This is a genomic window from Xenorhabdus doucetiae, assembly GCF_000968195.1.
In the GTDB taxonomy this organism is placed as follows: Bacteria; Pseudomonadota; Gammaproteobacteria; order Enterobacterales; family Enterobacteriaceae; genus Xenorhabdus; species Xenorhabdus doucetiae.
On the sequence record NZ_FO704550.1, the window covers coordinates 3,591,005 to 3,617,537 of the forward strand.

The window sequence follows — 26,533 nt, forward strand, 5'->3', positions numbered from 1 at the left end:
ATTGATATGATGGGAAATGTATGAAGAACTGGAAATCGCTCATTTTCGGATTGATGTTTTCAGTAAACTCTGTCGCAATGGCCGCGCCACAAGAGCTTAATAAGGTCGCTGCCGTTGTTAACAATGATGTCGTACTGGAAAGTGACGTCAACAGCCTTTTACAATCCGTTAAACTTAATGCAAAACATGCAGGCCAGCAGATACCGGATGAGAAAGCATTGCGTCATCAGATCCTTGAGCGCTTGATTATGGATGCCATTATTCTGCAAATGGCAGACCGAATGCAGATTACTATTCCTGATCAAGTCTTAGATTCTGCGATCACCAATATTGCAGCTCAAAACCACTTGAGCCTTGCCCAGTTGAAACAAAATCTGGTCGCAGATGGCATTAGCTTCGATACCTACCGTAATCAGATCCGCAAGGAAATGATGATTGCAGAAGTGCGTAACAATGAAGTCCGCCGTCGCGTCACTATCCTGCCACAGGAAGTTGATTCGCTGGCTAACCAAATCAGCAGCCAAAATAGTCAGGATTCTGAGTTAAATATTAGCCAGATCCTGATCCCCTTGCCGGAAAACCCAAGTCAGGAACAGGTAGAAAAAGCGGGAACCACGATCCAAAAAATCTTGTCTGAACTCAAGAATGGCGTGGATTTCGGCAAATTGGCACTCACCTATTCCGGTGATAGCCAAGCCCTGAAAGGGGGCAATATGGGCTGGAACAAACTGCAAGAGTTGCCATCCCTGTTTGCTGCGCAGCTCCAATCGGCACAAAAGGGGCAGATTATTGGCCCAATCCGTTCCGGTGTGGGTTTTCACATTCTGAAAGTGAATGATATCCGTGGTGGTCAGATGCCCATTGCCGTCACCGAAGTGGAAGCCCGCCATATTCTGCTGAAAACATCCCCCATTCTGAATGACGAGCAGGCACGCAACGAGTTGATGCAGCTCAGAGAAGCGATCTTAAGTGGTAAAACGTCATTCGAAGAAGCCGCAAAAGAGCATTCTGAAGATCCCGGTTCAGCCATGCGTGGTGGAGAATTGGGTTGGAATTTGCCAAGTGCTTACGATCCTGCTTTCCGCGATGCGTTGATGAAATTGCAAAAAGGTGAGATCAGCCAGCCTGTTCACTCCGCTTTCGGTTGGCACTTAATTCAACTGCTAAATAGCCGCAAAGTCGATAAAACAGATGCGGCACAGAAAGATCGTGCTTATCGCCTGCTATTCAACCGCAAATTCAATGAAGAGGCACAAAGCTGGATGCAGGAATTACGTGCCTCCGCTTATGTGAAAATTTTAGACAGTCGCGATGCACAATAACAGTGATGCACAATAATAAACCCATTATCATTACCCCCGGCGAACCAGCCGGGGTTGGTCCTGATTTAGTCATTGCGCTTGCTCAAAAAGCGTGGCCGATACAACTGGTTGTTTGTGCCGACCCGGAGCTAATGCTCTCGCGAGCCAAGCAACTGAATTTACCCCTGCAACTACAAACTTACTCCCCTGAACACACTTCATCACAAGCTGCCGGCACCCTGACTATTCTGCCCGTTGACCTTCAATCCCCGACGATTGCAGGGGAGTTAAACCGAAAAAACGGGACTTATGTCACGAAAACCTTAGCAAAAGCTTGCGATGGTTGTCTGAGTGGGGAATTTTCAGCATTAGTGACTGGGCCTGTGCATAAGGGTGTCATTAATGATGCAGGCGTTCCTTTTACCGGGCATACTGAATTTTTTGCTGACCACAGCCAATGCTCAAGGGTGGTCATGATGTTGGCAACCGAAGAGCTGCGAGTTGCACTGGCAACAACGCACCTGCCAATTCTGGATGTCCCGAAAGCGATTACCTTTGATTCCCTGCGGGAAGTGATCACGATTCTTAATCACGATCTAAAAACGAAATTCGGTATCCCTCGTCCCCATATCTACGTTTGCGGCCTGAATCCTCATGCCGGTGAAGGAGGACATATGGGGCATGAAGAAATCGATGTCATCATTCCCGCCTTAGACAGTCTGAGGGCAGAAGGCCTATGGCTGGAAGGTCCATTGCCTGCGGATACCCTGTTCCAGCCCAAATATTTAGATCATGCCGATGCCGTGCTTTCGATGTATCACGATCAAGGGCTACCCGTGTTAAAATACCAAGGTTTTGGCAGGGCAGTGAATATTACGCTGGGTCTGCCATTTATCCGAACTTCTGTCGATCATGGCACAGCACTGGAGCTGGCAGGGACAGGTCAAGCTGATGTGGGGAGTTTTATCACCGCATTGAATCTAGCAATTAAAATGATACAAAACAGTAATGAATAACAAAGTCCATCAAGGGCACCACGCCCGTAAACGTTTCGGGCAAAACTTTTTAACCGATCAATTTATCATTGATAGTATTGTCAATGCGATGAACCCACAGGTCGGCCAAGCCGTCGTGGAAATCGGCCCCGGTTTGGGAGCTCTGACTGAGCCAGTGGGCGAACGCATGGATAAAATGACGGTTGTCGAACTTGACCGCGATTTGGCGGCTCGCCTGCATGTTCATCCCAAACTGAAAGATAAGCTGACCATCATTCAGCAAGATGCAATGACGGTTGATTTTGGTCAGATCGCCAAACAGCGCGGGCAATCTCTGCGCGTATTTGGCAACCTGCCTTATAACATTTCGACCCCGTTGATGTTCCATCTTTTCAGCTATACTGATGCTATCGCTGATATGAACTTTATGTTGCAAAAAGAAGTCGTGAATCGTCTGGTCGCGGGGCCTGGCAGTAAAGCCTACGGACGTTTAAGTGTCATGGCACAATACTACTGTCAGGTAATACCTATTCTTGAAGTACCGCCGACGGCATTTACACCTGCGCCGAAAGTGGATTCTGCCATTGTGCGTTTGATCCCACACAAGAGCATGCCTTATCCTGTTCAGAATATTCGCATGTTAGCCCAGATTACCACTCAGGCATTTAACCAACGGAGAAAAACGCTCCGCAATAGCCTTGGGAATATTTTTTCTGCTGAACAGTTATCTGAACTAGGCGTTGATCCCGGTACGCGGGCTGAAAACATCTCTGTCGAGCAATACTGTAAGATGGCAAACTGGTTAGCATCTCAACCTAAAATTGCCTAAACCAATCAACAGAAGTTGCAGCAACAGGAGGCACCTATGCTCAATGAACCCAGAGTTTATATCCAAGTACAAAGTACTTATGTAGAAAGCCAATCACAGCCGGAACAACAACGTTTTGTGTTTGCTTATACAATATCAATTCGCAATCTTGGGCATTCCCCTGTGCAACTTCTTAGCCGTTACTGGCGCATTACCAACAGTGATGGTCACCAAACCGAAATTCAGGGTGAAGGGGTTGTGGGAAAACAACCTTTGATCCCGCCGGGAACAGAATACCGCTACAGTAGTGGCGCGATTTTGGAAACCCCTCTGGGAACAATGGAAGGCCACTATGAAATGGTTGATCACGATGGCCGTTCGTTCCGTGTCGCCATTCCCGTGTTCCGGCTGGCTATTCCAACACTGATAAATTAATTATTATGGCGACATACCTTATTGGCGATATTCACGGTTGTTATCGTGAATTTCGCGCTTTGTTAGAACAAGTCGATTTTAATCCCAGCGAAGATACGCTATGGCTGACAGGCGATCTCGTCGCCCGTGGCCCGGATTCATTGGCTGTACTGCGCTATATCAAGCAACTCGGTTCCGCGGTGAGGCTCGTACTGGGCAATCATGATCTCCATCTGTTGGCGGTTTACGCTAAAATCAGCCGCAATAAAGCGAAAGATTTGCTGGCTGAATTACTCGCCGCACCGGATATTGATGAGTTGATCAATTGGTTGAGAAAACAGCCCGTGTTGCAAATCAATGACGAACTGAAGCTCGTCATGGCACATGCCGGGATCACCCCACAATGGGATTTGGCAACCGCCAAAATATGCGCCCGTGAAGTGGAAGCTATTCTTCGCAGTGACAGTTATCCGTTGTTTCTCAACGAAATGTATGGGGATATGCCGAATAACTGGACGCCAGAGTTAAGCGGCCTTGCCCGGTTGCGTTACAGTACCAATGCCTTGACCCGCATGCGTTATTGCTTTCCAAACGGTCAATTGGATATGAGCTGCAAATCCAAACCGGAAAATGCCCCTGCCCCACTGAAACCGTGGTTCAAATTACCGCGCCGCATTCCTGAAGACTATTCCATTGCCTTTGGTCACTGGGCTGCACTGGAAGGCCAGGGGACACCTGCCGGCATCTACGCGCTGGATACGGGATGTTGTTGGGGCGGGAAATTGACCCTGCTTCGTTGGGAGGATAAACACTATTTCAGTCAGGATTCATTATTCACTAAATGACAATAAGTGATAAATCTCAGCGGTGACGCCGGAGTGCCTCAAAGCACTCCGCACGTAAGATTAGCTCATTCTCGGCGTTCCAGAACTTCAAAACAATAGCTGTGTGAATTGTGTTCATCTGCGTCGTGATATTCGGTAAACGTTGAATTCCACTCATCAGGCTCATAATCAGGGAAATGCGTGTCACCAATCACTTCCGCATCAATATGCGTCAAATACATACGGTGAGCCAGAGGAATAAACTGCTCATAAATTTTTCCTCCTCCCATCACCATCACTTCTTCAACATCGCCAACGGCGGCCAAAGCCGCTTCGATAGAGCTCACCCAAGTGACCCGATCATCACTTGCAGGTTGACTGCTGATCACGATATTCAGACGCCCCGGTAAAGGACGACCAATCGATTCATAAGTCACGCGCCCCATGACAACCGGCTTTCCGAGCGTATTGCGTTTAAACCAGGCTAAATCGCCCGGCAAAGTCCAAGGCATGGCGTTTTCCATCCCAATAACTCGATCCATAGCCATCGCAGCAATCAAGCTGATAATCATTAAATCACCTTACAGCCAAGTAGTATGAAAGTTTGGGACACTATACGGAAAGGGTTACTCTCAGTCGATAAGATTAGTCACTTATTCCCACAAATAGTTAGTTTGCTCATAAATTGTTAAACAATCCATTGTTTAACAATCTATTACTTAATAAGTTGTCACTAAAATAACAACCTTATCCAACTTGACAGAATATTTACCTGATATTCACCTAAAATCCACCGAAAACAGTGGTAGAATCGGGTTTAACCAGTAACAGGTTTTCATTTAAGAACCGGCAGGATTAACCAGCAACTGCCCGGCTACGCCACGATCTGCCATTTCTAATATTTGGCTGTAATACATGAAAGGAAAATGCTCATAAGACGGCTGCATCATATTAACCAGCAATTCAGCCCGACTATCAATCCAAACGGTATCTTTCCAACCATAATCCTGTGGCTCTGGACGATCACCATTCAGACTGATGACCTTAAACCTTGCCCCTTCAATATGGAAAGGCTGCGGTATTGACGTTGTGACGATCCAACGCTCCCACGCGCCTTGCTGGCTTGTGATATCGATTCGATTCTCATTCAGCAGTGAGCCATTAATCCCTTGTGAATAGTTTCCTAAATCAATCTGACGACTTCGAATGGAGTCGTTGATCTGCGGATTATCGACGACAAGCTGAGCCGGTAATTGATCGGTCACCAAAGGCAGCAGCCCACTGGCTTTCAGGGTTAACACCGTGGTTGACAGCAGTTTGCTTGAAGATTCAAACAAGCCTTTCAGACGATCGATAACACCTGCGGATTCCCCCGCAGTAATAGTCACACTTTCCACTTGCGACATATCAATCAAGACTTCACGGCGCTCTCCCGGTGCGAGTGACAATAGCTGTACTGCCACGGGAGCGGGCAGCAGGCCTTGATCAGTCGCGATCATATAGAAAGGACGCCCATCACTGAGTTGTAATTGATATCGTCGGGCATTAGACGCATTCAATAAGCGTAACCTGACCCAACCTCTGGCAACTTCCACGAAAGGATTTTCGACGCCATTCACAACCAACGTGTCGCCAAGAAAACCTTGATTAGCCGACGGGTTATATTGCGGCACACCAAAATTATCTAACCGCTTGTCTTGCAAAATAACCGGGAAATCATCGACACCATAATGTCTGGGCAAAGGCAGGCTGCGGCTGCTTTCGTCTTCCACCAACCACATACCTGCAAGGCCGGCATAAACATGCCGTGCCATTCGATTTGGGGTATTGGCGTGATACCAACAAGTCGTTGCTACTTGGTTTATCGGGATCACCGGCGACCAACTTTCCCCCGCCGACATCAGACGGGATGAACCGCCCATCAAGGTTCCCGGTACCAGTAACCCCCCGACTGTCATGGAAACCGGTTCAGACAACCGATTGCTATATATCAGTTTGACGTCTTCCCCCCGGCGAACCCGAATCGTTGGCCCTAAATAATGCCCGTTGATGCCCCAAACTTGAGCCTTATTATGGCCGTTAAACGACCAGGTGGCTTTTTGTATGGCTAAAAACAGGGGTTGCCCTCTTCGGGATTCCAGTAAGGGAGGGAGCGGCAATTTTGTTTGTTGATTTTTATTGGCCCGAACCACAAAAGGAAGCGCCCCTAAACACATTGCCAAACCAGAAGCCTGAATAAATTGGCGCCGACTCAGTGACATATTTTCTCCACAGAAGGAATAGTCTCTCTACGACAGAAATAAGTTTGAAACTCTCAGGTATACAATTCTTAGGTATACAATTCAAATAGTGACTGGGATGAATGCCCCCGATATTGTGGCTATCGGGATTTATTATTCTATCGATTGCGTTTAATAAAAACGTTAATTTATTAAACGCAATCATATCGCTATCCTTATTCAGTTTCCACGCTTATTAAGTTCCTCAACTTCTTTATCCAATTCTTCAATCTTCGTTTGCATCATTTGTCGGCAGTGTTCTGCCAATTCACGCACCTGCTCTTTGGTATATTTCGAGGTATCAATCGGCGGCAACATTTCAACAATCACGGTGCCGTTATTCCAACGATTCAGTTTTATTTTATCGTGTGTTGAAGAGACACAGACGGGCACGATAGAGACACCAGCAGCAATGGCGGCATGAAAGGCACCTGTTTTGAAAGGCATCAATCCACGGCCACGACTGCGCGTTCCTTCCGGGAACATCCAAACTGAAACCCGGTTTTTTTTGATCTGATCGACAACCTGTGAAATCGTGCCGTGGGCTTTTGTCCGGTTGTCCCTGTCGATCAAAATATTCCCTGTCAGCCAATAAAGCTGGCCAAAAAAGGGAATAAAGACCAGACTTTTTTTGCCCACCGTGACGGTACGGGGTTGTACCGCATTCGACATGGTAATCATGTCGTAATTGTTTTGGTGATTGCCAATATAAATGCTGGGCCCGTATTCCTGAGCGTCCGCCGGAATACGTTCCAGCAGCTTAATACCAAACACTTTATGCAATTTGCCAAACGCACGGCCAAAAGTCATCACATGGCTTGGATTGCGTGGTCTGAACAAACAGTAGATACCGCCAAAAATAAAGAGCAGTATCGTAAACAGAATAACAATAATTCCCCGAATAATCGCGAGCATAGCGGCCTCTTACTGAAAGGCCAGTGTATAACACTGGCCTAAGATGATGATGAATACCTTTTATCTTACAATTTGTAGCTTAATGGTTTGGGCATCTCCACTTCAACCCGCTCAACACGCTGCAAGCCACGGGGCAGAGACGTTCCCTTACGCCCTCGTTCAGCCCTGAATTTCTGTAAATCTTCCGGGCGAAGCAGTAACTTGCGCTTGCCGAAGTAAAGCGTAATGGAAGATTGTGGCGGCAATACCAGCAACCAACTCAGCATATCTTCACCCGATGCAGCCTGTGCCGCCGGGATGGATACAATCTTATTGCCCTTACCCTTGGAAAGCTGCGGCAGATCAGCGACCGGAAACATCAACATGCGACCCGCTTTGGTGATCGCGAGCAACATATCATCCTGTTCACTGCTGATTTCCAATGGCGGCATCACCTTGGCATTTTCCGGCAGCGTAATCATCGCCTTGCCCGCCCGGTTTTTGGCAATCAAGTCACTGAAAGTACAGATAAAACCATATCCGGCATCCGATGCCATCAAGAATTTCTGTTCCTCTTTCGCCATCAGCAGATGTTCAACCGTTGCCCCGGCCGGCAATGCCAGCTTGCCCGTCAGCGGTTCGCCCTGCCCTCTGGCCGATGGCAAGTCTAGCGGATCAACGGAATAACTGCGCCCGGTGGTATCAATAAAGACCACCGGCTGGTTACTTTTGCCACGCGCCGCACTGCGGAAGCTGTCACCCGATTTGTAATTCAGGCCAGCCGGATCAATCTCGTGCCCTTTCGCACTTCGTACCCAACCCATTTCTGACATGATGACGGTGATCGGCTCAGAAGGCAGGATGTCATGATCGCTCATGGCTTTCGCTTCCGTGCGCGCTTTCAATGGCGAGCGACGCTCATCACCGTAGCTTTCTGCATCGGCAATAATCTCTTTTTTCAGTAACGTGTTTAACTTACGCTCAGAACCCAAAATCGCCTGAAGTTTGTCACGCTCTTTCGCCAGTTCATCCTGCTCACCACGGATTTTGACTTCTTCCAGTTTCGCCAAGTGACGTAATTTCAGTTCAAGAATGGCTTCTGCCTGCGTTTCGGTTAAGCCGAAACGCTGCATCAATACCGGTTTCGGTTCATCTTCATGGCGAATAATCTGGATAACTTCATCAATATTCAGATAGGCCGCCAGCAAACCTTCCAGAATATGCAGGCGCTTAAGCACTTTTTCCAGTCGATGATTCAGGCGATTACGGACTGTTTCGCGGCGGAAAACCAGCCATTCACTGAGGATCTCAACCAAGCCTTTGACCGCAGGACGGTTATCCAAGCCGATCATGTTGAGATTCACGCGATAGCTTTTTTCCAGATCAGTCGTCGCAAACAGGTGATTCATCACTTGCTCGACATCCACGCGATTCGTGCGTGGAACAATCACCAGGCGGGTTGGGTTTTCGTGATCAGATTCGTCACGCAGATCTTCCACCATCGGCAATTTCTTCGCCCGCATCTGGCTGGCAATTTGTTCCAGAACCTTCGCGCCGGAGACTTGGTGAGGTAACGCCGTAATCACCACGTTACCTTCTTCTTTCGACCATACTGCCCGCATCCGCACGGAACCACGGCCATTTTTGTAGATTTTGCGGATATCTTCTTTTGGCGTGATGATCTCCGCTTCTGTGGGATAATCCGGCCCTTTGACGTATTCCATGGCCTCATCCAGCGAGAGATCCGGCTTATCCAGCATGGCAATCAGTGCATTCACTATTTCACGGGCATTGTGGGGCGGGATATCGGTCGCCATACCCACGGCAATGCCGGTGGTGCCGTTCAGCAGGATATTGGGCAGGCGGGCAGGCAAGCACTTAGGCTCCTGCAAGGTTCCATCAAAGTTGGGCATCCAATCGACGGTGCCTTGCCCCAACTCGCTCAGCAACAATTCCGCATACTTGGATAAGCGGGATTCGGTGTAACGCATCGCCGCAAAGGATTTGGGATCATCCGGCGCACCCCAGTTACCTTGCCCGTCCACCAATGGATAGCGGTATGAGAAAGGCTGTGCCATCAAAACCATCGCTTCATAACAGGCCCCATCGCCATGCGGATGGTATTTACCAAGCACATCACCGACAGTACGGGCAGATTTTTTAAATTTGGCACTGTTGCTCAGGCCAAGTTCTGACATCGCATAGACAATACGACGCTGAACGGGCTTTAAGCCATCACCGATAAACGGCAACGCCCTGTCCATGATCACGTACATGGAGTAATTCAAATAGGCGTTTTCAGTGAACGTGTGAAGCGGTTGACGCTCCACACCGTCGTGAGTTATCTCACTCATGTATTCATTTCCTCAGGATCTGTATTGACTACCTGTGCGCACAATTTTATGCACCAAATTCAACATTAAACTTCGATATCGATGGAATCACCCTTCTCTTGCAGCCAATTACGGCGATCTTCCGAACGTTTCTTCGCCAGAAGCATATCCATGACTGAGAGGGTTTCTTGATAATTTTCATCGTCGATAGTCAATTGCACCAGACGGCGAGTATTGGGATCTAACGTGGTTTCGCGCAACTGCATGGGGTTCATTTCACCCAATCCCTTAAAGCGCTGAACGTTCGGCTTGCCCCGCTTGCGGCTCAAACGATCCAGTATGGCGCTTTTTTCGCCTTCATCCAGCGCGTAATACACTTCTTTGCCGAGGTCGATACGATATAGCGGCGGCATGGCCATATAGACATGCCCGCGTTTCACCAATGTCGGGAAGTGACGGACAAACAGGGCGCACAGCAGGGTTGCGATGTGCAATCCATCGGAGTCGGCGTCCGCCAGGATGCAGATTTTACCGTAGCGCAGTTGGCTTAAATCGTCGCTGTCCGGATCGATGCCAATCGCAACGGAGATATCATGCACTTCCTGCGAAGCCAGCACTTCGTCCGAAGAGACTTCCCAGGTATTCAGGATTTTTCCACGCAGTGGCATGATCGCCTGAAATTCACGATCACGGGCTTGCTTCGCAGAACCGCCGGCGGAATCCCCTTCCACCAAAAACAGTTCGGTCACATTGAGATCCTGCACCGTACAGTCGGCCAATTTGCCCGGTAAGGCGGGGCCATTGGTCAGCTTTTTGCGTACCACTTTCTTCGCCGCCCGCATTCTGCGCTGCGCACTGGCGATCGCCATTTCCGCGAGTTGCTCCGCATCCTGAATGTGCTGGTTCAGCCACAAGCTGAACGCATCTTTCACCACGCCGGAAACGAATGCCGCTGATTGGCGGGAAGAGAGACGCTCTTTGGTTTGGCCGGCAAATTGCGGATCTTGCATTTTGAGGGACAACACATACGCACAGCGATCCCAGATATCATCGGCGGAGAGTTTCACCCCACGCGGCAACATATTGCGGAATTCGCAGAATTCGCGCATGGCATCCAGCAGACCTTGACGCAAGCCGTTAACATGGGTTCCGCCCTGTACCGTTGGGATCAGGTTAACGTAACTTTCCGTCAATAATTCTCCGCCTTCCGGCAGCCAGAGCAATGCCCAATCGACCGCTTCGGTGTCCCCGCTAAATGCCCCGACAAAAGGGGCTTGTGGCAAGGTTACCAGCCCGTTGACGGCTTCCAGCAGATAATCGGTCAGCCCGTCGGCATAACACCATTTCTGCTCGGTCTCATTCAGTTTGTCCTTAAAAACAATTTCAACGCCCGGACACAGTACCGCCTTGGCTTTCAGCAAATGCGTCAAGCGGGTGGCAGAAAAACGGGGAATATCGAAATAGCTTTCATCCGGCCAGAAATGGACACTTGTGCCGGTGTTGCGTTTTCCACAACTACCGATGATTTCCAGTTCTTGCACTTTCTCGCCATGTTCGAAGGCGATCTGGTGTACCTGACTGTGACGGCGAACCGTCACTTCCACGCGCTTGGACAGGGCGTTGACCACGGAGATCCCCACCCCATGCAGGCCACCAGAAAATTGGTAATTTTTATTGGAGAATTTTCCGCCCGCATGCAGGCGGGTCAAAATCAGTTCTACAGCCGAAACTTTTTCTTCAGGATGGATATCAACCGGCATACCACGGCCATCATCTATCACTTCCAGAGACTGATCGCTGTGAAGGATTACTTCAATATGCTTCGCGTGACCAGCCAGAGCTTCGTCCACGCTGTTATCGATCACTTCCTGTGCCAGATGGTTCGGGCGGGCTGTATCCGTATACATTCCGGGACGACGACGAACTGGCTCCAGGCCACTGAGGACTTCAATGGCCTCTGCGTTGTAACTAGATTGAGTCATGTTGTAATTCTGTCGGTTGCTTCGTTATTAGAGGGCCAATCAGTATTGATATACTGTAGATAATACCAGTCGCTTACCTATTTTTGGCAATTTTTTTACTATTGCCACGGGTTAGCCCCAAGAAGTCGATGATTTGAGGGAAATAATATTCGAAGCCAACAAAAGCATGATTCCCGCCAGATTCAACCGTCTGCCGGCACGGCATCAGGTAAGCAACGGCTTGACGGTAATCGAGCACTTCATCCCCGGTTTGCTGCAATAACCAGATAAGATCAGGGGATTCCAGCGGGTCAATGTGCATCACTTTGAGATCATGTATGTGGCTTGGTTCGAGAGTATAGCGCTCTTTGGTATAGGGATTCACATTTTCCCCAAGATAATTCTGAAGCAAGTCGAAAGGGCGTACCGCAGGATTGACGACCACCGCGGGTAAACCAAAGCACTGGGAAAGCCAGATCGCCAGATAACCGCCCAGAGAAGAACCCACCAGCCCGATATTTTCACCGGCATGTTCCATCACGAGTTCTTCCAGTAAGATGGCCGCCTCTTCGGGATAAGGGGGTAATTGCGGCACCAGCATGTTAATGTCAGGATGCTGCTGGTGCAACCACGTTTTCAGCGCGTTCGCTTTCGCTGATTGCGGTGAGCTATTGAAACCGTGTAAATAAAGTAACGTCGACATTAATACCCGTCCGAATCTAAATCCGGGCAAAACTCGTTACTCTTTAGCCTGTGAACCTGTGTCTGCAATTTCGCTTCTTGATGATTGCCAGTCACAGCCAGTTCGAGATAACGCCATCCCGGAGCCACTGTATCAAGCATAAAATTAGTACAATGCGGCTTAAATTGCACACAGGTTGATGGGGTTGCCATCACACGAATGCCGTGCCACATTTCATCAACTTCTTGATGGATGTGCCCACACAGTATGGCTTTCACCTGTGTTTTGCCTTTCAGGCATTCTGATAATTCGGGAGCATTACGCAAACTGTGCTGATCCAGCCATGTGCACCCAGACGGCAGCGGATGGTGGTGAAGCATAATAATCGTCTGGCGCTCACTGTGCTCATTCAGGCATTTTTTCATCCACTCAAGCTGATAATCCGTCAATTCGCCGTGGGGAACACCCTGTACCTGACTGTCCAACATAATTAACTGCCAATGCTGCCCGATAAATATTTGCTTGGAAGGTGAAATGCCTGCGGCTGCCAACGTGTCAACCATCGCGGGTTGATAATCATGATTACCGGGCAACCAAACACAAGGTGCGGGCAAACGGGCAATGCCCTCAGCAAAATGTTGGTAAGCATTGATAGTCTGATCTTGTACCAAGTCACCAGTCGCAACGATCAAATCAATTGCGGGATTTTGCGCTAAGATCGCGTCCAATACCGCATGATAACTGCGATAGGTATTGACGCCCAACAGTGAATCGCCTTTATTGGCAAAAAGGTGCGTATCGGTGATTTGCAATATTCTGGCTGTGGCACCCTCTGCCACAGGGATTTCAAGCAGGCTTTCCAAAAGGTTTCCTTTTCCTGTCGATCATAAGGATTATTTTAACGTGTCTTGATGCAAAAGATCTGCTGGCTGGGGCACACTTCCCGTTTTCCAACGTGAATTAGTCATGATTCCCTAACCACGTTTGCTTAAGTTTTTCATGGTGCAATGCCAGCCACTGTATTGCAATAACGGAAGCTGCATTATCGATCATTCCCGCTTCTACCCATTGATAAGCCTGTTCGCGGCTCACAACCAAAACGCGAATATCTTCATGTTCACCTTCCAGCCCATGAACCCCTGACGCAGTAGTCGCATCAACTTCACCGACAAAAATATGCATACGTTCAGTTGTCCCTCCGGGGCTGGAAAGATAACTCAGTGCAGGTTGGCAGCGCTTAACTTCAATCCCGGCTTCTTCCACGGCTTCGCGACGGACGACCTGTTCAGCGTTTTCCCCCTCTTCGATCATGCCGGCAACCACTTCCAGCAACCACGGCGTCTGGCTGGTTTCTATTGCCGGAATACGGATTTGTTCAATCAAAACAACTTCATCACGCACCGGATCATAAGGCAATAAAACACCGGCATGACCCCGTTCAAACACTTCACGTTTAATGGTTTCACTCCAGCCACCCCGAAATAAACGGTGCCTGAATTGATATTCCGTCATTTTAAAAAAACCGCGATAAAGTGTTTTTCGGGACAGAATTTCCACATCTTGTTGAGTAAACGTACATGGAACGGCAAGATCTTTAGACATAAAATCTCCTGATTTTTTTAAAAAATTTCCTATTATTAAAAGGTATTTTTCCGCATTGATCTAAATAAATTCATTTTGATGATACAAACAAGCTGAAAAATGAGACAATATGGCACGAACAGCCACCCTACCCTGCTGATATTCTCTGCTAGAATCTGTGGTATTCGTTTTTATGCAGGGGCAACCGTAAGCAAAATAGCTGCACAACAAGGAACGCAAATGAAAAAATTGCTCTCTCTTTTTATCGCTATGAATTTGATAGGCTTTAGTACATCAAGCCATGCAGCCGATCTACTCCAGATTTATCAGCAGGCGAAAGAAACCAATCCCGAATTACTTAAGGCACAAGCGGATCGCAATTCTGTGGTTGAAAAAATTAATGAGGCGCGCAGTACTTTATTGCCTCAATTGGGTTTAAGTGCTGGCATTGATTATGGTAAAGGGTTCCGCGATAGCAGAAACAGCGAATCTCATGGCACAAGTGCTGGACTGAAACTAACCCAGACCATTTTTGATATGGCAAAATGGAATCGACTGAATCAATCGGAGAAAAATGCCGGTATTGCAGATATCAGCTATCAGGCAGCACAACAAAAATTGATTCTGGACACAGCCCAAGCCTATTTTGACGTTCTGAGTAAAATCGATGCCCTGACCTATACGGAAGCGCAAAAAGCCTCACTGTACCGCCAGTTGGATCAAACTACCCAACGCTTTAATGTGGGGCTGGTTGCCATTACTGACGTGCAAAATGCTCGTGCCCAATATGACTCTATTCTGGCACAAGAAGTTTCTGACCGTAACAATCTGGAAAATGCGTTGGAAAAACTACGCATGATCACAGGAACTTACTATCCACAATTGGCAGCCTTAAATATTGATCAGTTCAAAACTAAGCTACCTGAACCAGCTAATACTGTGCTAAAAGAAGCAGAAACCCGTAATCTAAGCTTGTTATCAGCACGTTTAATGCAAGATTTAAGACGCGAACAAATCAAAGAGTCACAAACCGGCTATATGCCGACTGTTAATCTCAGTGCAAACACGGGTATCAATAATTCCCATACCCGTGGAGCTCAATATTCAAATGAATATACTGGCAGAAATTCAGTAGAATTATCTTTGAGTTTACCTTTGTTTAACGGCGGAGCCACCTATTCTCAAGTGGAACAAGCAAAATATAATTTTGTCGGTGCCAGCCAAGACTTAGAAAATACCTATCGCAAGGTGATACAGGAAGTGCATTCTTCCTCTAACAATATCTCTGCCGCTATCAGTAGTGTTGAAGCCAATAAACAGGCTGTGCTCTCCGCACAAAGTTCACTGGATTCAATGGAAGCCGGTTATCAGGTCGGAACCCGCACTATCGTCGATGTGCTGGAAGCCACAACCAAGCTGTATCAAGCCAAACAAAACTTATCGAAAGCCCGTTATGATTACCTGCTGGCCCAGTTAAATATTCAGCAAGCCCGTGGCACGCTGAATGAAAACGATTTGATCGCATTAAACAAAATGTTGGGGGCACAGATCTCAACCTCTGCCAGCAATATTATTAAAGAGATGAAAACGCCATCAGTTCGCTGATTTAATGCCCTATCGTTCTCGTCTGAAAAACGTTATATTAAAAACGCTATACTAATAAAAGAAGGCAGCCCGCCGATTGTGTGGGCTGCTTTTTAGCACATCCTGAGCACCACTCCCATTGGGTAAGATAAATGGGGAATGCTCTTAATCTTAATCAGATACCCTCAAGATGGATGCCCCTATGACAATGAAACGGACAAAAGAGATAAACCGCGATTCTTTCCGCAAAACCTGGCGAAGCTATCGCCTGACACCTGTCGCGCTTGCTGTCAGTGCTGTTTTTATGCTTTCTGCCTGTGAACAGAGCGATGAAACGGTATCACTCTATACCAATGCCGATGAGTGCTCTCAGGCGAATCCTTCTCAAAGCGAACAATGCAAGACCGCCTACAACAACGCCCTGAAAGAAGCGGAAAAAACCGCACCAAAATATGCGACTCGCGAAGAGTGTGTGGCTGAATTCGGTGAACAGCAATGTACTCAACCCCCTGCTCAGGCAGGCGTCGGTCAGGCTCAGGCTCAAAACAGCAGCGGCAGTTTCTGGATGCCTTTGATGGCGGGTTATATGATGGGACGCTTAATGGGCGGCAGCTCGGCACCCTCACAACCGCTGTTCACATCAAATTCAGCCTCCAGCCCGGCTAACGGCAAATTTGTTGATGCGACCGGTAAAAGCTATGGCCCCGCCACCGCGGGTGGACGCAGCATGACCGTCCCCAAAACGGCAATGGCGCCAAAACCCGCCACCACAACTACGATTACCCGTGGTGGGTTCGGTGAATCCGTAGCGAAGCAATCTGCCATGCAGCGTTCGTCTGCCGGCTCAAGTTCCCATTCTTCCCGCTCGATGGGTGGTTAATCAAAGATGAAACGCATTAGTATTACCGAGCGCCCGGATTGGCGCGAAAAAGCAACAGAGTTTGGTTTCAATTTTCACACCATGTACGATCAGCCTTACTGGAGTGAAGAGGCGTATTACCAGTTCACCCTGAACCAGATTGAAGAAATCGAAGAGGCAACGGCAGAACTGCACCAAATGTGTTTGCAGGTCGTGGAAAAAGTGGTCGATAGCGAAGCGCTGCTGACCCAATTCCAGATCCCCAAACACTGTTGGGAGTTTATCCGTTCTTCATGGGTCACCAGCCAACCTTCGCTCTATTCCCGCCTGGATTTAGCCTATGACGGCAAAAATCCGCCCAAGTTGCTGGAAAACAACGCCGATACGCCAACATCACTGTATGAATCCGCTTTCTTTCAGTGGATCTGGCTGGAAGACCAGATCAATGCAGGCAATCTGCCCGCCCATGCGGATCAATTCAACAGCCTGCAAGAAAAGCTGATTGAGCGTTTTGCCCAGTTACGTGAAAGTCATGGATTTGGCCTGCTGCACATGGCCTGCTGTCAGGATAGTGAAGAAGATCGTGGCACCATCCAATATTTGCAGGATTGTGCTGCGGAAGCCGGTATCCCGACTGAGTTCCTGTTTATTGAGGATATCGGGCTGGGTGAGAAAGGGCAATTTACTGATGTGCAGGATCAGGTGATCAGCAATCTGTTCAAACTGTATCCGTGGGAATTTATGCTGCGGGAAATGTTCTCCACTAAATTGGCTGATGCCGGTGTCCGTTGGCTGGAGCCTGCATGGAAAAGCATTATTTCCAACAAAGCGCTGCTGCCCATGTTGTGGAAAATGTTCCCCCATCATCCTAACTTGCTGCCGGCCTATTTTGCGGATGAACGCCCTTCCGACATGAATAGCTATGTCCTTAAGCCGCTGTTCTCCCGTGAAGGTGCCAATATTCGCATTATTGAAAACGGCCGTGAAGTCGCCAGTGCGGATGGCCCTTATGGGGAAGAAGGCATGATCGTTCAACAGTTCCATGCCTTGCCGAAATTTGAGAATAACTATGCGCTGATCGGGAGTTGGTTAGTGGATGATCAAGCTGCGGGTATCTGTATCCGTGAAGACCGTGAGTTGATTACCCAAGATCTGTCACGTTTCTACCCGCATATTATTTTGGATTAATTCAATTAACCAACCTGAATCGATAACATACTTAAGGAGCCGTCTTCAATGCCTTCAACGGGGGTTGAAATCGGCTCTTCTTTATTCCATGTCCCTATCACATACAATAATGGCAGAAAATGTTCTGGCGTTGGGTTAGACAATTGACCATCTTCCCTGTCCAACGCCTTAAACAGGGGATGAGGATTTTCCCGGCTGGTCAAACTTTCACGTACAAACTGCTCAAACGAGCATGCCCAGGGAAAAGGTTCTGCCCCCAGTTTTTCGGCCGACAAGTTATGGACAATATTGCCACTGCCTATGATTAAGACGCCTTCATCCCGCAATAAAGCTAATTTTTTGCCTATTTCATAATGAAAAGCAGCCGGTTGATTGCGATCCATGCTCAATTGGACAACGGGAATATCAGCATCAGGATACATTTTTGCCAATATTCCCCAAGAGCCATGATCCAATCCCCATTGTTCAAAATCCGTCTCGACCGCTATCGCCGGTTCAAGAATATCCTGTACCAATACCGCCAGCCCCGGAAAACCTTTGGCTGGATACTGTTTTTCATGCAACTCTTGGGGAAAGCGGCCAAAATCGTGGATAGTTCTGGGCTGTGCCATCGCCGTCACGGCTGTACCCTTCGTGTACCAGTGCGCAGAAATCACAAGGATCGCCTTTGGTCTGGGTAATTTCTTCCCCAGTTCAAACCAAGCACGTGAGTAATCGTTATCTTCAATGGCATTCATTGGGCTGCCATGACCAATGAACAGAGCAGGCATTCTCAGGAGACTCATTTTCGCCCCTTATTACAGCAAATTGAACATTTCAAATGATGAATTGTGGATGATGATAAAAGAATTATGACAAGATTCAGACCTTCCTTCCTTGAATATCGTCAATCAAAAAATGATGGAGGGTGTCAGAAATGCTGAAAGGCCACAGGGTGTGGGCTGTAGCCTCTCAAAGTGCATGCGTAGGGTCTCACCGTATTGTGTGATATTTCAATCGGCAAAAGCGAATGGGAAAGCCCATCAGCTCGCTGCTTTTGCCATTTTTAAGCGATAATCCACCAAATCTTCAATCGTGACGACCGGCATATCATACTGTTGCGCGAATTCAATCACTTGTGGGGCGCGAGCCATTGAACCATCATCATTGGTCAACTCACACAGCACGCCGGCTGGCTTGAAACCCGCCATTCTGACCAAATCAATGGTCGCCTCAGTATGACCACGACGAGTCAAAACGCCTCCCGATTGCGCACGCAGCGGAAAAACGTGCCCAGGCCGATTGAGATCGCTCGGTTGCGCATCATCGGCAATGGCAGCCTGAATGGTGGTGATGCGATCTGCCGCAGATACCCCCGTTGTCACGCCTTGCGCCGCTTCGATGGTGATGGTGAAAGCCGTTTGGTACTGGCTTGAATTGTTTTCTACCATCATGGGCAATTTTAACTGCTGACGGCGCTCTTCGGTCAAACAAAGGCAGACAATACCACTGCCGTGGCGGATAGTCAGTGCCATTTGCTCGACCGTCATCGTTTCAGCGGCGAAAATCATATCACCTTCATTTTCACGATTTTCGTCATCCAGTACCATCACGCCCCGACCCGCACGCAAAGCAGCAAGCGCGCGTTCAACACGTTCAAATGGCGTTCCATATGAGGAAAGTAGCGTCTGATTCATGGTAAAGAAACCTCTTTAAATGTATGGGTTACCAGAATCAGGGCAATTTTGAGGAGTTCGTGCTGCGCAAAAATACGGCAACAAAAACAACAGACGAGTGCAGGCACTCGATTGATGCTGTTATTCTCTCCCATCCGGACTATCACCGTCGGCTCCAGAATCACACTGGATCTGCTGACCTCTGTTTTATCCCCGACGATTTCTCTTCAAGGAGAGCAACAAACAGAGCGCTCGCGGGCTGCATAAAATGATCACGCTATTTTATGTTACCGCCGGTAGGGACTTTCACCCTGCCCTGAGATAAACGGTTTCACTATAGCGTTAATAAACCGCGGGGGCAATCAACAAAATCAAATAGGAAAGCTGGATCTCAATCAGTTATGCTTTCACCATAAGATATTAAAATAGCGTCAATACCGTTATGCTATAAAACATTCGCTATAAAACGCGCCATAAAAAATTACGTTATATAAAGGATGATCATCATGCTCGATCCAAAGAAAATTGAACAAATTGCCCGCCAGCTCCACAACGCCATGCCAAAAGGCGTCAAAGAATTTGGCGATGATGTAGAAAAAAAATTGCGTACCGTTCTGCAATCCCAGTTGAATAAGTTGGATTTGGTTAACCGCGAAGAATTTGATGTTCAGACCCAAGTCTTGTTGCGCACCCGTGAAAAATTGGCGGCAATGGAACAACGCCTGAATGAGCTGGAAGCGCGCCTTGAAGATGCAGATAAGAAAACCCAGCAAGCCGAATAGCAACAATGATGTGAGAAATTAATGAGAATTGTGTGAGAAGATTGCCGCTATGCTCGCAAAAAGCATAACGGCATAGGCTGCCGACGTTACTGGCGCTGAATGGTTTTGATGATATTGGTGGTTGAAATACCCTCTTCGAAGTTCAATACCTTAACTTCTCCCCCCGCAGCCCAGACTTCTTCGCTACCGGCGATTTCTGCTGGCTGATAATCCCCACCCTTGACCAAAATATCCGGCAGGATACCTGCGATTAAGCGCTGTGGTGTATCTTCTTCAAAGGCCACCACCCAATCCACCGATTCCAGCGCCGATAACACGATCATGCGCTGTTCCAGCGGATTCACCGGGCGGGTTTCCCCTTTCAGGCGCTTGGTGGACGCATCACTATTGACGGCAACAATCAAACGATCACCCAATTTACGCGCGTTAGACAGATAAGAAACATGCCCCGCATGAAGGATGTCAAAACAACCATTCGTCATGACAATACGTTCACCCCGCTGGCGCGCCTGTGCAACGACGTCTTTCAGCTTGGTTTCACTCATAACGCCAAATCCAGTTTCTGCACGCCCACGCACGGCATTTTCCAGTTCAACCGACGAAACCGTGGACGTTCCCAGCTTACCCACCACCACACCGGCTGCCGCATTAGCGAGGTAACAGGCTTCGTTCAGCGGCTTGCCAGCGGCTAATGCCGTTGCCAATACCCCAATCACGGTATCTCCGGCACCGGTAACATCAAACACTTCCTGCGCCTGAGTCGGCAAATGCAAAGGCGGCTGCCCAACCCGCAATAAGCTCATTCCCCGTTCAGAGCGGGTGATCAACAGCGCTTGCAACTGCAAATCCTGTACCAGCTTCGTGCCTTTCTGCACTAAATCATCATCATCCTTGCAGTGCCCGACAACCGCCTCAAACTCTGACATATTTGGCGTCAGCAACGTTGCACCGCGATAGCGGTTAAAATCACTGCCTTTCGGATCGATCAGCACCGGAACATTGGCGGCATTGGCAAGCTGGATCATCGCCTGAATCTGGCTTAACGCACCCTTGGCGTAATCCGACAGTACCAACGCGCCAATATGAGGCAAGGATTGCTGAATTTTTTCCAGCATCGGCTGGGCATCCACATTCTGGAAACCTTCTTCGAAATCCAGACGCAGCAATTGCTGATTACGCGATAAGACGCGCAGTTTGGTGATGGTTGGATGCGTTGGGACAGAAACAAAATCACACCGGACTTTCACACTACTCAGTTTGTCACCCAATGCCCGCGCCGCATCATCAATGCCGGTCAAACCGACCAAATGTGAATTCGCGCCCAAGGAAGCAATATTCATGGCGACGTTAGCGGCTCCGCCGGGACGCTCTTCTATGGTTTCTACCTTAACCACCGGCACCGGGGCTTCCGGCGAAATGCGGCTGGTTGGGCCGTACCAGTAGCGATCTAACATGACATCGCCAACCACTAAAACACCTGCGCGGTGAAAATCAGGGAGTGTTACTTTCATCCCATGCTCCAAATATCAGAAATAAACTGTTGCGGATATTACCATAACCAAACTCAGTACCCGATCATTGATACACTAAGATCACTTATGCGTTAAGGTCACTTTCCAACCATTTTTGCCAGCTATCACGCACAAAGGTTTGTTGTTGGCGGAAATGTCCGGCTTCAACCCGGCTGGATAACGTTTGCAACGCTAAACGGTGCAATTCATCACGCAGGGTAATATACGCCTGCGTCAACGCCATCGCCTCCTGTTCATCCATAATATGATGCTGCGCCATGAGTTCGAAAATGCGCACATTATCAGACCAGCGGGTCAGCTTGGCATTTTCTGGTGCATAACGCAGCACCTGATACTGGGCAATAAATTCAATATCGGTGATCCCGCCCGGATCAGCTTTGATATCAAATTGATTTGGTTGATGACTTCCCAAGTGCTGATACATTTTTTCCCGCATCTCGCGCACTTGTTGGCGCAAAAGATCGGGATCGCGGGGAAGGCATAATGTTTCACGGCGGATGCGTTCAAACTCATGGCGCATTTTCTCATCCCCAAACACCATGCGCGCACGGATCAGCGCCTGATGTTCCCAAGTCCACGCGTCATTTTTCTGGTAATCATCAAAGGCTTCAAGGGTACTGACCAACATACCCGCTTCACCGGATGGCCGCAAACGCGCGTCAACGTCATACAAGACGCCCGATGCCGTTCGGGTACTGAACAAATGAATGATGCGTTGGGCAAGGCGCAAATAAAATTGGCGGGCCTCAATGGAACGCGCCCCGTCCGTCATTACCCCCATTGGGCAATCCAGCAAGAACACCAGATCCAAATCAGAGCCGTAACCGAGTTCCCAGCCCCCCAACTTGCCATAACCAATAATGGCAAATCCCAAGCCCTGTTGCTGGGATAAGTGAGCCGGTACGCCATAGCGTTTTGTCATTTGGTTCCACGCCAGCCGCACCACCGCTTCGATAATGGCCTCCGCCAGATAAGTCAGGTGATCACTCACTTTCATCACAGGCAAGACGCCGGCAATGTCTTCGGCGGCAATCCGCAACAATTGGGCCTGCTTAAATTGGCGTAATGCCTCCAGCAATTGTTCTTCATCATCCTCAGGAATACGCAGCAGATATTGATAAAGCTCATCGCGATAAGCCTCTATCGGCAACGGTTGATACAGCGATTTGGGATCAAGCAGCTCATCCAGCAACAAGGGATGGCCGGCAAGCTGGCTGGCGATCATCGGAGAAGCCGCACAGAGCCGGATAACATGAATCATGACCTGTTCTGATTCCAGCATCAGTTCCAGATAGGTCGTGCGGCTGACGATACTGAGCAACAGGGGAATAATCCGTTCCAGAACACTATCCGCATCTTTCCGCACGCTGATTTTTGCCAACAGACGCGGCATTAACTGGTCAAGCACATCCCTGCCCCGTGGGCCAATGGTGCGCTTACTGACGTCCTGACGGAAAAGCGCCATGATATCCAATATTTTCTGGGCTTTTTCATCATCAAGATGAGGAATCAATACGATAAGTTCGTCTGTGTTTAAGGCTTCCTGCCATAAGCTCTTAAACGGAACATGGCTGGCCTCCTCGCTATTCTCCTCAGTTTCATCGCCGATCAACTGTTGGAAAATCCCCCGCACCGCACGCATTTTGCGTTCGGTTTCGGCCATCAACGCATCCCAATCGGAAAAATTCATGCCCCAAGCGAGACGGGCGCGATCCAGCTCGTTATCGGGCAAGGTTTGCGTTTGTTGGTCACGAACAGATTGCAGCAGGTTTTCAAGCCGGCGCAGAAACAGGTAACTCTCTTCCAGTTGCTGCAAGGGTTCCGCCGGCAATAAAGCCAAATCGCCGATCGCTTTCAAGGTCGGCAACAAGGCGCGGGCTTGTAGACTTGGCTCCCTTCCCCCGCGAATAAGCTGGAACACCTGAGTAATAAACTCAATTTCCCGAATGCCGCCGGCACCCAATTTAATATTCTCTTTTAATCCCCGGCGACGGACTTCCCGTTCAATCATGCCCTTCATATTGCGCAAGGATTGAATGGCGCTGAAATCGATATAACGCCGGAAAACAAACGGCCGCAACATCTGGCGCAATTCCTGACAATAAGACTGATCATCATTGCCCAGAATGCGCGCTTTCACCAGCGCATAACGCTCCCAGTCACGCCCTTGTTCCTGATAATAATCTTCCAATGCCGGAAAACTAAACACCAACGGCCCACTGTCACCAAACGGACGTAATCTCATATCAACACGATAAACAAATCCGTCTACGGTTTGTTGATCCAGTGTCTTAATTAACTTCTGTCCCAAGCGAGTAAAAAACTGCGAATTGTCCATTTCCCGACGCCCGCCTTGTGTGACGCCGTTTTCCGGATAAGCAAAAATAAGGTCAATATCAGAGGAAAAATTAAGCTCTCCGCCACCCAATTTTCCCATGCCCAAAATCAGCAGCGGCTGTGCTACACCCTCACTATTGATCGGCGTCCCCCAATCCCGGCAACAACGCAGATAAAGCCAATCGCGGGCGGCGATAATCAAGGTTTCCGCCAACTGACTTAATTGCTGCAATGTTTGTTCTGTGGTACTGCTTTGCAATGCCTGTGACCATGCAATCCTGACCAGCATCCGATGGCGGAAAAGGCGTAAACTGCGCATCAAATCATTTTCATCGTTGACCGCCAGCAGCGTTTGTTTTAGCCAATCGGAATAATATTGCCACTCTTCCGCATGTGGGGGATGCTGGCGGATCTCCTCCAGCCATGCAGGATGTGATAACAGGTTTTCTGCCACAAATTCACTCAATGACAGTACCGCCTGCTCATCCGGTGAAAAAGGGGTGATTGTTTCCTCTAATGGCGGAAGATTGGCAAGGATATGCTGTAATTGTCGGGTTAAGGGCGATGAAAGTGGCAGCATGACAGGGATTCCTTAGTGACCGTTTTGGGGTGATTTTTTAACAGATGCTCGAAAGCGAAAGGGTTATCGGGACTGAACCAACAGCCACTGCATTAACGCCAGCTTACATTGCAACCAAGACGAGCTATAAGACACGTTTTCAGCCCCTGAACCGCTCATGGATAAGGCGGCCTTTAATTCCGGCAATAAATCAGTCAGTAAATCCAATACCGGCAAACGTTCAGCCTGTTTTTCAATCAACGTTATTATCCACTGAAAAACCTGCGCCAATCCGGTCTTACCTTCCGGCAAACCCGCCAGCCACCCTTCTTCCTGCTCCTGCCATTGCGCCAAGATTTCAGGCAAAAGCACAGATAATGGTTGCTGCCAATCCAACTCCTCCGGGATTTTGGGTAATGCCATTTTAGGTAACGCATCGTGTGACACACTATAAACCAGCGCATATCCTCGTGCCGCCTTGCTTTTATTGGCTAAACGCAGGCCATTTTGTGAGGCCAGTTGGTTCGCCAACGACAGGATATCGGCCACGTTGCCCTGTTTGAGTTCCAGCTCAAATTCACAAATCGGCGCAGCCTGATCCCCTGATTTTTTATTGCCAGAAAAAATCGTTCCCTGATCCAGCACGACTTCAATTTCGCTTTCGCCATAAGTGATAAGCCATTTTTCACGGTTAAAATCGGTGCTGAATAATGCGGTCAATTGGGTCTGGAGCTGCACAAGGTCGGTATTTTCAGGCCAGATAGCGTTGGGAAACCGGGTTAAATCTAATTCAGGCTGCGGCAAAGGGACGTTGAATTCAGGGCGCTGATGTAATCCTCCCATCACTTTACCCGCGGTTTTGATGGTCATCTCATAGTGCCCGTTGCAACCACGGATACGCAACCCCATATCCCAACGCCGCAATTGGTTATCCGGCGTCTCAAAATAGCTATTCGTCAGGTGCTGGGGTGAAGTGTAATCATGAGGAAACTGAAATAACTGCTGGCGAACTGCCGGTATCGCATCAGGCTGCACGGACAGTTTCAATTCAATTTCTACAGAACTCATATTTTTTATCCCTCAATTGATCTCACAGAAGAGAAAAATAAACCACAATAGGGTGTTAGCTCAACCAACATCACATTCACTTCGCCAAAAAACCCACCAACAGGGCCTGTATTCGGTCTGTTGATATCGCATTCATTCTGGTTTACTGATTGCACCTATAAACTTAACTCTTTACTATCCTTTAGGTAGTTTAAATTACGATTAGTCCACACTCGATTGATCCATACACTAAAGAACAGTTGAACACAGAATGCAAAAACTACATCGATTATTTATCTTGTTATTGAGTTTTACTCTTCCATTATCCGTACACGCTGAAGAAAAACGCTATGTTTCCGATGAGCTATCCGCTTACATCCGTAGCGGCCCAAGCATTAAAAACCGTATTATTGGTTCACTGAATGCCGGTGAAGAGGTCACTTTAATCAGCCCTAGATCAGATAATGGTTTCTTGCAAATTCAAGACCAAAAAGGGCGGACAAGCTGGATACTCGCAAGCGAACTCAGCGCCATTCCAAGCCTGCGTGAACGCCTTCCCGCAATGGAACAGGAGATAAAAACGCTGACTGGGAAGCTGGCCACCATTGACGATCAGTGGAATAAACGTACCGCTGAGTTGCAAAACAAAGTGGCAACCAGCGATAAAGCCATTAACGATCTGAAAAAAGAGAATGCCCAGCTCCAGAGTAAATTAACCGTGGCTGAGAAAAAGGTTGAAGCGGCCAACTTGCAGTTGGATGATAAACAAAGAGCGATCATCTTGCAGTGGTTTGCTTATGGCGGTGGGGTTGCGGGGATCGGCCTGATTTTAGGGCTTATACTGCCACACATTATCCCTCGCCGTAAAAATAAAGATCGTTGGATGAGCTGATTTCAGGAACAAGGAAAGGAAGTAAG

The 26,533-nt window shown here is 48.4% G+C and carries 23 protein-coding genes and 1 riboswitch; of the genes, 10 read left to right on the top strand and 13 right to left on the bottom strand.

What is annotated here, in order from left to right:
* Positions 1-20 precede the first annotated feature (20 nt).
* Genes surA through apaH form a run of 5 tightly spaced genes read left to right on the top strand, consistent with a single transcriptional unit; the run spans position 21 to position 4,363 of the window.
* Complete coding sequence (gene surA, locus XDD1_RS15630) at positions 21-1,322, top strand: peptidylprolyl isomerase SurA (protein WP_045972614.1); 1,302 nt, start codon at positions 21-23, stop codon at positions 1,320-1,322.
* A 5-nt stretch (positions 1,323-1,327) separates the two neighbouring features.
* Positions 1,328-2,317, top strand: coding sequence for a 4-hydroxythreonine-4-phosphate dehydrogenase PdxA (gene pdxA, locus XDD1_RS15635; protein ID WP_045973721.1), 990 nt, complete (start codon positions 1,328-1,330; stop codon positions 2,315-2,317).
* Complete coding sequence (gene rsmA, locus XDD1_RS15640; protein WP_045972616.1) at positions 2,310-3,125, top strand: 16S rRNA (adenine(1518)-N(6)/adenine(1519)-N(6))-dimethyltransferase RsmA; 816 nt, start codon at positions 2,310-2,312, stop codon at positions 3,123-3,125. Before pdxA ends, rsmA begins: the two co-directional genes overlap by 8 nt.
* Before the next feature lie 36 nt (positions 3,126-3,161).
* Positions 3,162-3,539, top strand: a complete 378-nt coding sequence (apaG, locus tag XDD1_RS15645; protein WP_045972618.1) for a Co2+/Mg2+ efflux protein ApaG — start codon at positions 3,162-3,164, stop codon at positions 3,537-3,539.
* A gap of 5 nt (positions 3,540-3,544) precedes the next feature.
* Positions 3,545-4,363, top strand: a complete 819-nt coding sequence (apaH, locus tag XDD1_RS15650; protein WP_045972620.1) for a bis(5'-nucleosyl)-tetraphosphatase (symmetrical) ApaH — start codon at positions 3,545-3,547, stop codon at positions 4,361-4,363.
* 65 nt (positions 4,364-4,428) lie between these two features.
* Here apaH and folA read toward each other — a convergent pair whose 3' ends face one another.
* The 8 genes from folA to nudF all read right to left on the bottom strand — a co-directional run bounded on the left by folA (position 4,429) and on the right by nudF (position 14,093).
* The gene (gene folA, locus XDD1_RS15655; RefSeq protein ID WP_197541041.1) at positions 4,429-4,911 is read right to left on the bottom strand and encodes a type 3 dihydrofolate reductase; all 483 of its coding nucleotides are present in this window, start codon (positions 4,909-4,911) and stop codon (positions 4,429-4,431) included.
* 270 nt (positions 4,912-5,181) lie between these two features.
* Positions 5,182-6,603, bottom strand: a complete 1,422-nt coding sequence (gene ftsP, locus XDD1_RS15660; RefSeq protein ID WP_045972624.1) for a cell division protein FtsP — start codon at positions 6,601-6,603, stop codon at positions 5,182-5,184.
* A gap of 198 nt (positions 6,604-6,801) precedes the next feature.
* Entirely contained in the window at positions 6,802-7,536 is a 735-nt protein-coding gene (locus XDD1_RS15665; protein ID WP_045972626.1) for a 1-acylglycerol-3-phosphate O-acyltransferase, read from the bottom strand.
* 65 nt (positions 7,537-7,601) lie between these two features.
* Complete coding sequence (gene parC / locus XDD1_RS15670) at positions 7,602-9,869, bottom strand: DNA topoisomerase IV subunit A (RefSeq protein ID WP_045972628.1); 2,268 nt, start codon at positions 9,867-9,869, stop codon at positions 7,602-7,604.
* Positions 9,870-9,934: 65 nt separating this feature from the next.
* Positions 9,935-11,830 (bottom strand): DNA topoisomerase IV subunit B, encoded by a 1,896-nt coding sequence (gene parE / locus XDD1_RS15675; RefSeq protein WP_045972630.1) that lies wholly within the window; start codon positions 11,828-11,830, stop codon positions 9,935-9,937.
* A gap of 73 nt (positions 11,831-11,903) precedes the next feature.
* Positions 11,904-12,512 carry an esterase YqiA gene (gene yqiA / locus XDD1_RS15680; protein WP_045972632.1) on the bottom strand — a complete coding sequence of 203 codons (609 nt, stop codon included), beginning with the start codon at positions 12,510-12,512 and terminating at the stop codon, positions 11,904-11,906.
* Positions 12,512-13,354 (bottom strand): 3',5'-cyclic-AMP phosphodiesterase, encoded by an 843-nt coding sequence (gene cpdA, locus XDD1_RS15685; RefSeq protein WP_045972633.1) that lies wholly within the window; start codon positions 13,352-13,354, stop codon positions 12,512-12,514. Before cpdA ends, yqiA begins: the two co-directional genes overlap by 1 nt.
* 97 nt (positions 13,355-13,451) lie before the next feature.
* Positions 13,452-14,093 (bottom strand): ADP-ribose diphosphatase, encoded by a 642-nt coding sequence (nudF, locus tag XDD1_RS15690; RefSeq protein WP_045972635.1) that lies wholly within the window; start codon positions 14,091-14,093, stop codon positions 13,452-13,454.
* A 219-nt stretch (positions 14,094-14,312) separates the two neighbouring features.
* On the opposite strand from nudF, the gene tolC reads away from it, so the two are divergent.
* From tolC to XDD1_RS15705, 3 genes are all read left to right on the top strand, one after another.
* On the top strand, positions 14,313-15,677 hold the full coding sequence (tolC, locus tag XDD1_RS15695; protein WP_045972637.1) for an outer membrane channel protein TolC: 1,365 nt from the start codon (positions 14,313-14,315) through the stop codon (positions 15,675-15,677).
* 187 nt (positions 15,678-15,864) lie between these two features.
* Entirely contained in the window at positions 15,865-16,536 is a 672-nt protein-coding gene (locus tag XDD1_RS15700) for a DUF1190 family protein (RefSeq protein ID WP_197541042.1), read from the top strand.
* A gap of 6 nt (positions 16,537-16,542) precedes the next feature.
* On the top strand, positions 16,543-17,703 hold the full coding sequence (locus XDD1_RS15705) for a glutathionylspermidine synthase family protein (RefSeq protein WP_045972640.1): 1,161 nt from the start codon (positions 16,543-16,545) through the stop codon (positions 17,701-17,703).
* 5 nt (positions 17,704-17,708) lie between these two features.
* On the opposite strand, the gene ygiD is transcribed toward XDD1_RS15705, so the two are convergent.
* Together ygiD and ribB are read right to left on the bottom strand one after the other, a co-directional pair.
* Positions 17,709-18,488 (bottom strand): 4,5-DOPA-extradiol-dioxygenase, encoded by a 780-nt coding sequence (gene ygiD / locus XDD1_RS15710; protein ID WP_045972642.1) that lies wholly within the window; start codon positions 18,486-18,488, stop codon positions 17,709-17,711.
* A 237-nt stretch (positions 18,489-18,725) separates the two neighbouring features.
* Positions 18,726-19,379, bottom strand: coding sequence for a 3,4-dihydroxy-2-butanone-4-phosphate synthase (gene ribB / locus XDD1_RS15715; protein WP_045972644.1), 654 nt, complete (start codon positions 19,377-19,379; stop codon positions 18,726-18,728).
* Between the two features lie 118 nt (positions 19,380-19,497).
* Positions 19,498-19,686, bottom strand: a riboswitch (FMN riboswitch).
* A gap of 178 nt (positions 19,687-19,864) precedes the next feature.
* Between ribB and ubiK the strand changes: the two genes are divergently transcribed.
* Positions 19,865-20,140, top strand: coding sequence for a ubiquinone biosynthesis accessory factor UbiK (gene ubiK / locus XDD1_RS15720; protein ID WP_045972646.1), 276 nt, complete (start codon positions 19,865-19,867; stop codon positions 20,138-20,140).
* Between the two features lie 86 nt (positions 20,141-20,226).
* On the opposite strand, the gene hldE is transcribed toward ubiK, so the two are convergent.
* The 3 genes from hldE to XDD1_RS15735 all read right to left on the bottom strand — a co-directional run bounded on the left by hldE (position 20,227) and on the right by XDD1_RS15735 (position 25,636).
* On the bottom strand, positions 20,227-21,651 hold the full coding sequence (gene hldE, locus XDD1_RS15725) for a bifunctional D-glycero-beta-D-manno-heptose-7-phosphate kinase/D-glycero-beta-D-manno-heptose 1-phosphate adenylyltransferase HldE (protein WP_045972648.1): 1,425 nt from the start codon (positions 21,649-21,651) through the stop codon (positions 20,227-20,229).
* 85 nt (positions 21,652-21,736) lie between these two features.
* Positions 21,737-24,589 carry a bifunctional [glutamate--ammonia ligase]-adenylyl-L-tyrosine phosphorylase/[glutamate--ammonia-ligase] adenylyltransferase gene (gene glnE / locus XDD1_RS15730; RefSeq protein WP_045972650.1) on the bottom strand — a complete coding sequence of 951 codons (2,853 nt, stop codon included), beginning with the start codon at positions 24,587-24,589 and terminating at the stop codon, positions 21,737-21,739.
* A gap of 63 nt (positions 24,590-24,652) precedes the next feature.
* Positions 24,653-25,636: a CYTH domain-containing protein gene (locus XDD1_RS15735; protein ID WP_045972652.1), complete on the bottom strand. Its 984-nt coding sequence runs from the start codon at positions 25,634-25,636 to the stop codon at positions 24,653-24,655.
* Between the two features lie 250 nt (positions 25,637-25,886).
* Here XDD1_RS15735 and XDD1_RS15740 point away from each other — a divergent pair, with 250 nt between their 5' ends.
* The gene (locus XDD1_RS15740) at positions 25,887-26,507 is read left to right on the top strand and encodes a TIGR04211 family SH3 domain-containing protein (protein ID WP_045972654.1); all 621 of its coding nucleotides are present in this window, start codon (positions 25,887-25,889) and stop codon (positions 26,505-26,507) included.
* Positions 26,508-26,533 lie beyond the last annotated feature (26 nt).

Excerpts from the sequence above, each read along its gene's own strand:
- surA (WP_045972614.1), top strand. The coding sequence starts at position 21 with ATGAAGAACTGGAAATCGCTCATTTTCGGATTGATGTTTTCAGTAAAC.
- pdxA (WP_045973721.1), top strand. The coding sequence starts at position 1,328 with ATGCACAATAATAAACCCATTATCATTACCCCCGGCGAACCAGCCGGG.
- rsmA (WP_045972616.1), top strand. The coding sequence starts at position 2,310 with ATGAATAACAAAGTCCATCAAGGGCACCACGCCCGTAAACGTTTCGGG.
- apaG (WP_045972618.1), top strand. The coding sequence starts at position 3,162 with ATGCTCAATGAACCCAGAGTTTATATCCAAGTACAAAGTACTTATGTA.
- apaH (WP_045972620.1), top strand. The coding sequence starts at position 3,545 with ATGGCGACATACCTTATTGGCGATATTCACGGTTGTTATCGTGAATTT.
- ftsP (WP_045972624.1), bottom strand. The coding sequence starts at position 6,603 with ATGTCACTGAGTCGGCGCCAATTTATTCAGGCTTCTGGTTTGGCAATG.
- XDD1_RS15665 (WP_045972626.1), bottom strand. The coding sequence starts at position 7,536 with ATGCTCGCGATTATTCGGGGAATTATTGTTATTCTGTTTACGATACTG.
- parC (WP_045972628.1), bottom strand. The coding sequence starts at position 9,869 with ATGAGTGAGATAACTCACGACGGTGTGGAGCGTCAACCGCTTCACACG.
- parE (WP_045972630.1), bottom strand. The coding sequence starts at position 11,830 with ATGACTCAATCTAGTTACAACGCAGAGGCCATTGAAGTCCTCAGTGGC.
- yqiA (WP_045972632.1), bottom strand. The coding sequence starts at position 12,512 with ATGTCGACGTTACTTTATTTACACGGTTTCAATAGCTCACCGCAATCA.
- nudF (WP_045972635.1), bottom strand. The coding sequence starts at position 14,093 with ATGTCTAAAGATCTTGCCGTTCCATGTACGTTTACTCAACAAGATGTG.
- tolC (WP_045972637.1), top strand. The coding sequence starts at position 14,313 with ATGAAAAAATTGCTCTCTCTTTTTATCGCTATGAATTTGATAGGCTTT.
- XDD1_RS15700 (WP_197541042.1), top strand. The coding sequence starts at position 15,865 with ATGAAACGGACAAAAGAGATAAACCGCGATTCTTTCCGCAAAACCTGG.
- XDD1_RS15705 (WP_045972640.1), top strand. The coding sequence starts at position 16,543 with ATGAAACGCATTAGTATTACCGAGCGCCCGGATTGGCGCGAAAAAGCA.
- ygiD (WP_045972642.1), bottom strand. The coding sequence starts at position 18,488 with ATGAGTCTCCTGAGAATGCCTGCTCTGTTCATTGGTCATGGCAGCCCA.
- ribB (WP_045972644.1), bottom strand. The coding sequence starts at position 19,379 with ATGAATCAGACGCTACTTTCCTCATATGGAACGCCATTTGAACGTGTT.
- ubiK (WP_045972646.1), top strand. The coding sequence starts at position 19,865 with ATGCTCGATCCAAAGAAAATTGAACAAATTGCCCGCCAGCTCCACAAC.
- hldE (WP_045972648.1), bottom strand. The coding sequence starts at position 21,651 with ATGAAAGTAACACTCCCTGATTTTCACCGCGCAGGTGTTTTAGTGGTT.
- glnE (WP_045972650.1), bottom strand. The coding sequence starts at position 24,589 with ATGCTGCCACTTTCATCGCCCTTAACCCGACAATTACAGCATATCCTT.
- XDD1_RS15735 (WP_045972652.1), bottom strand. The coding sequence starts at position 25,636 with ATGAGTTCTGTAGAAATTGAATTGAAACTGTCCGTGCAGCCTGATGCG.
- XDD1_RS15740 (WP_045972654.1), top strand. The coding sequence starts at position 25,887 with ATGCAAAAACTACATCGATTATTTATCTTGTTATTGAGTTTTACTCTT.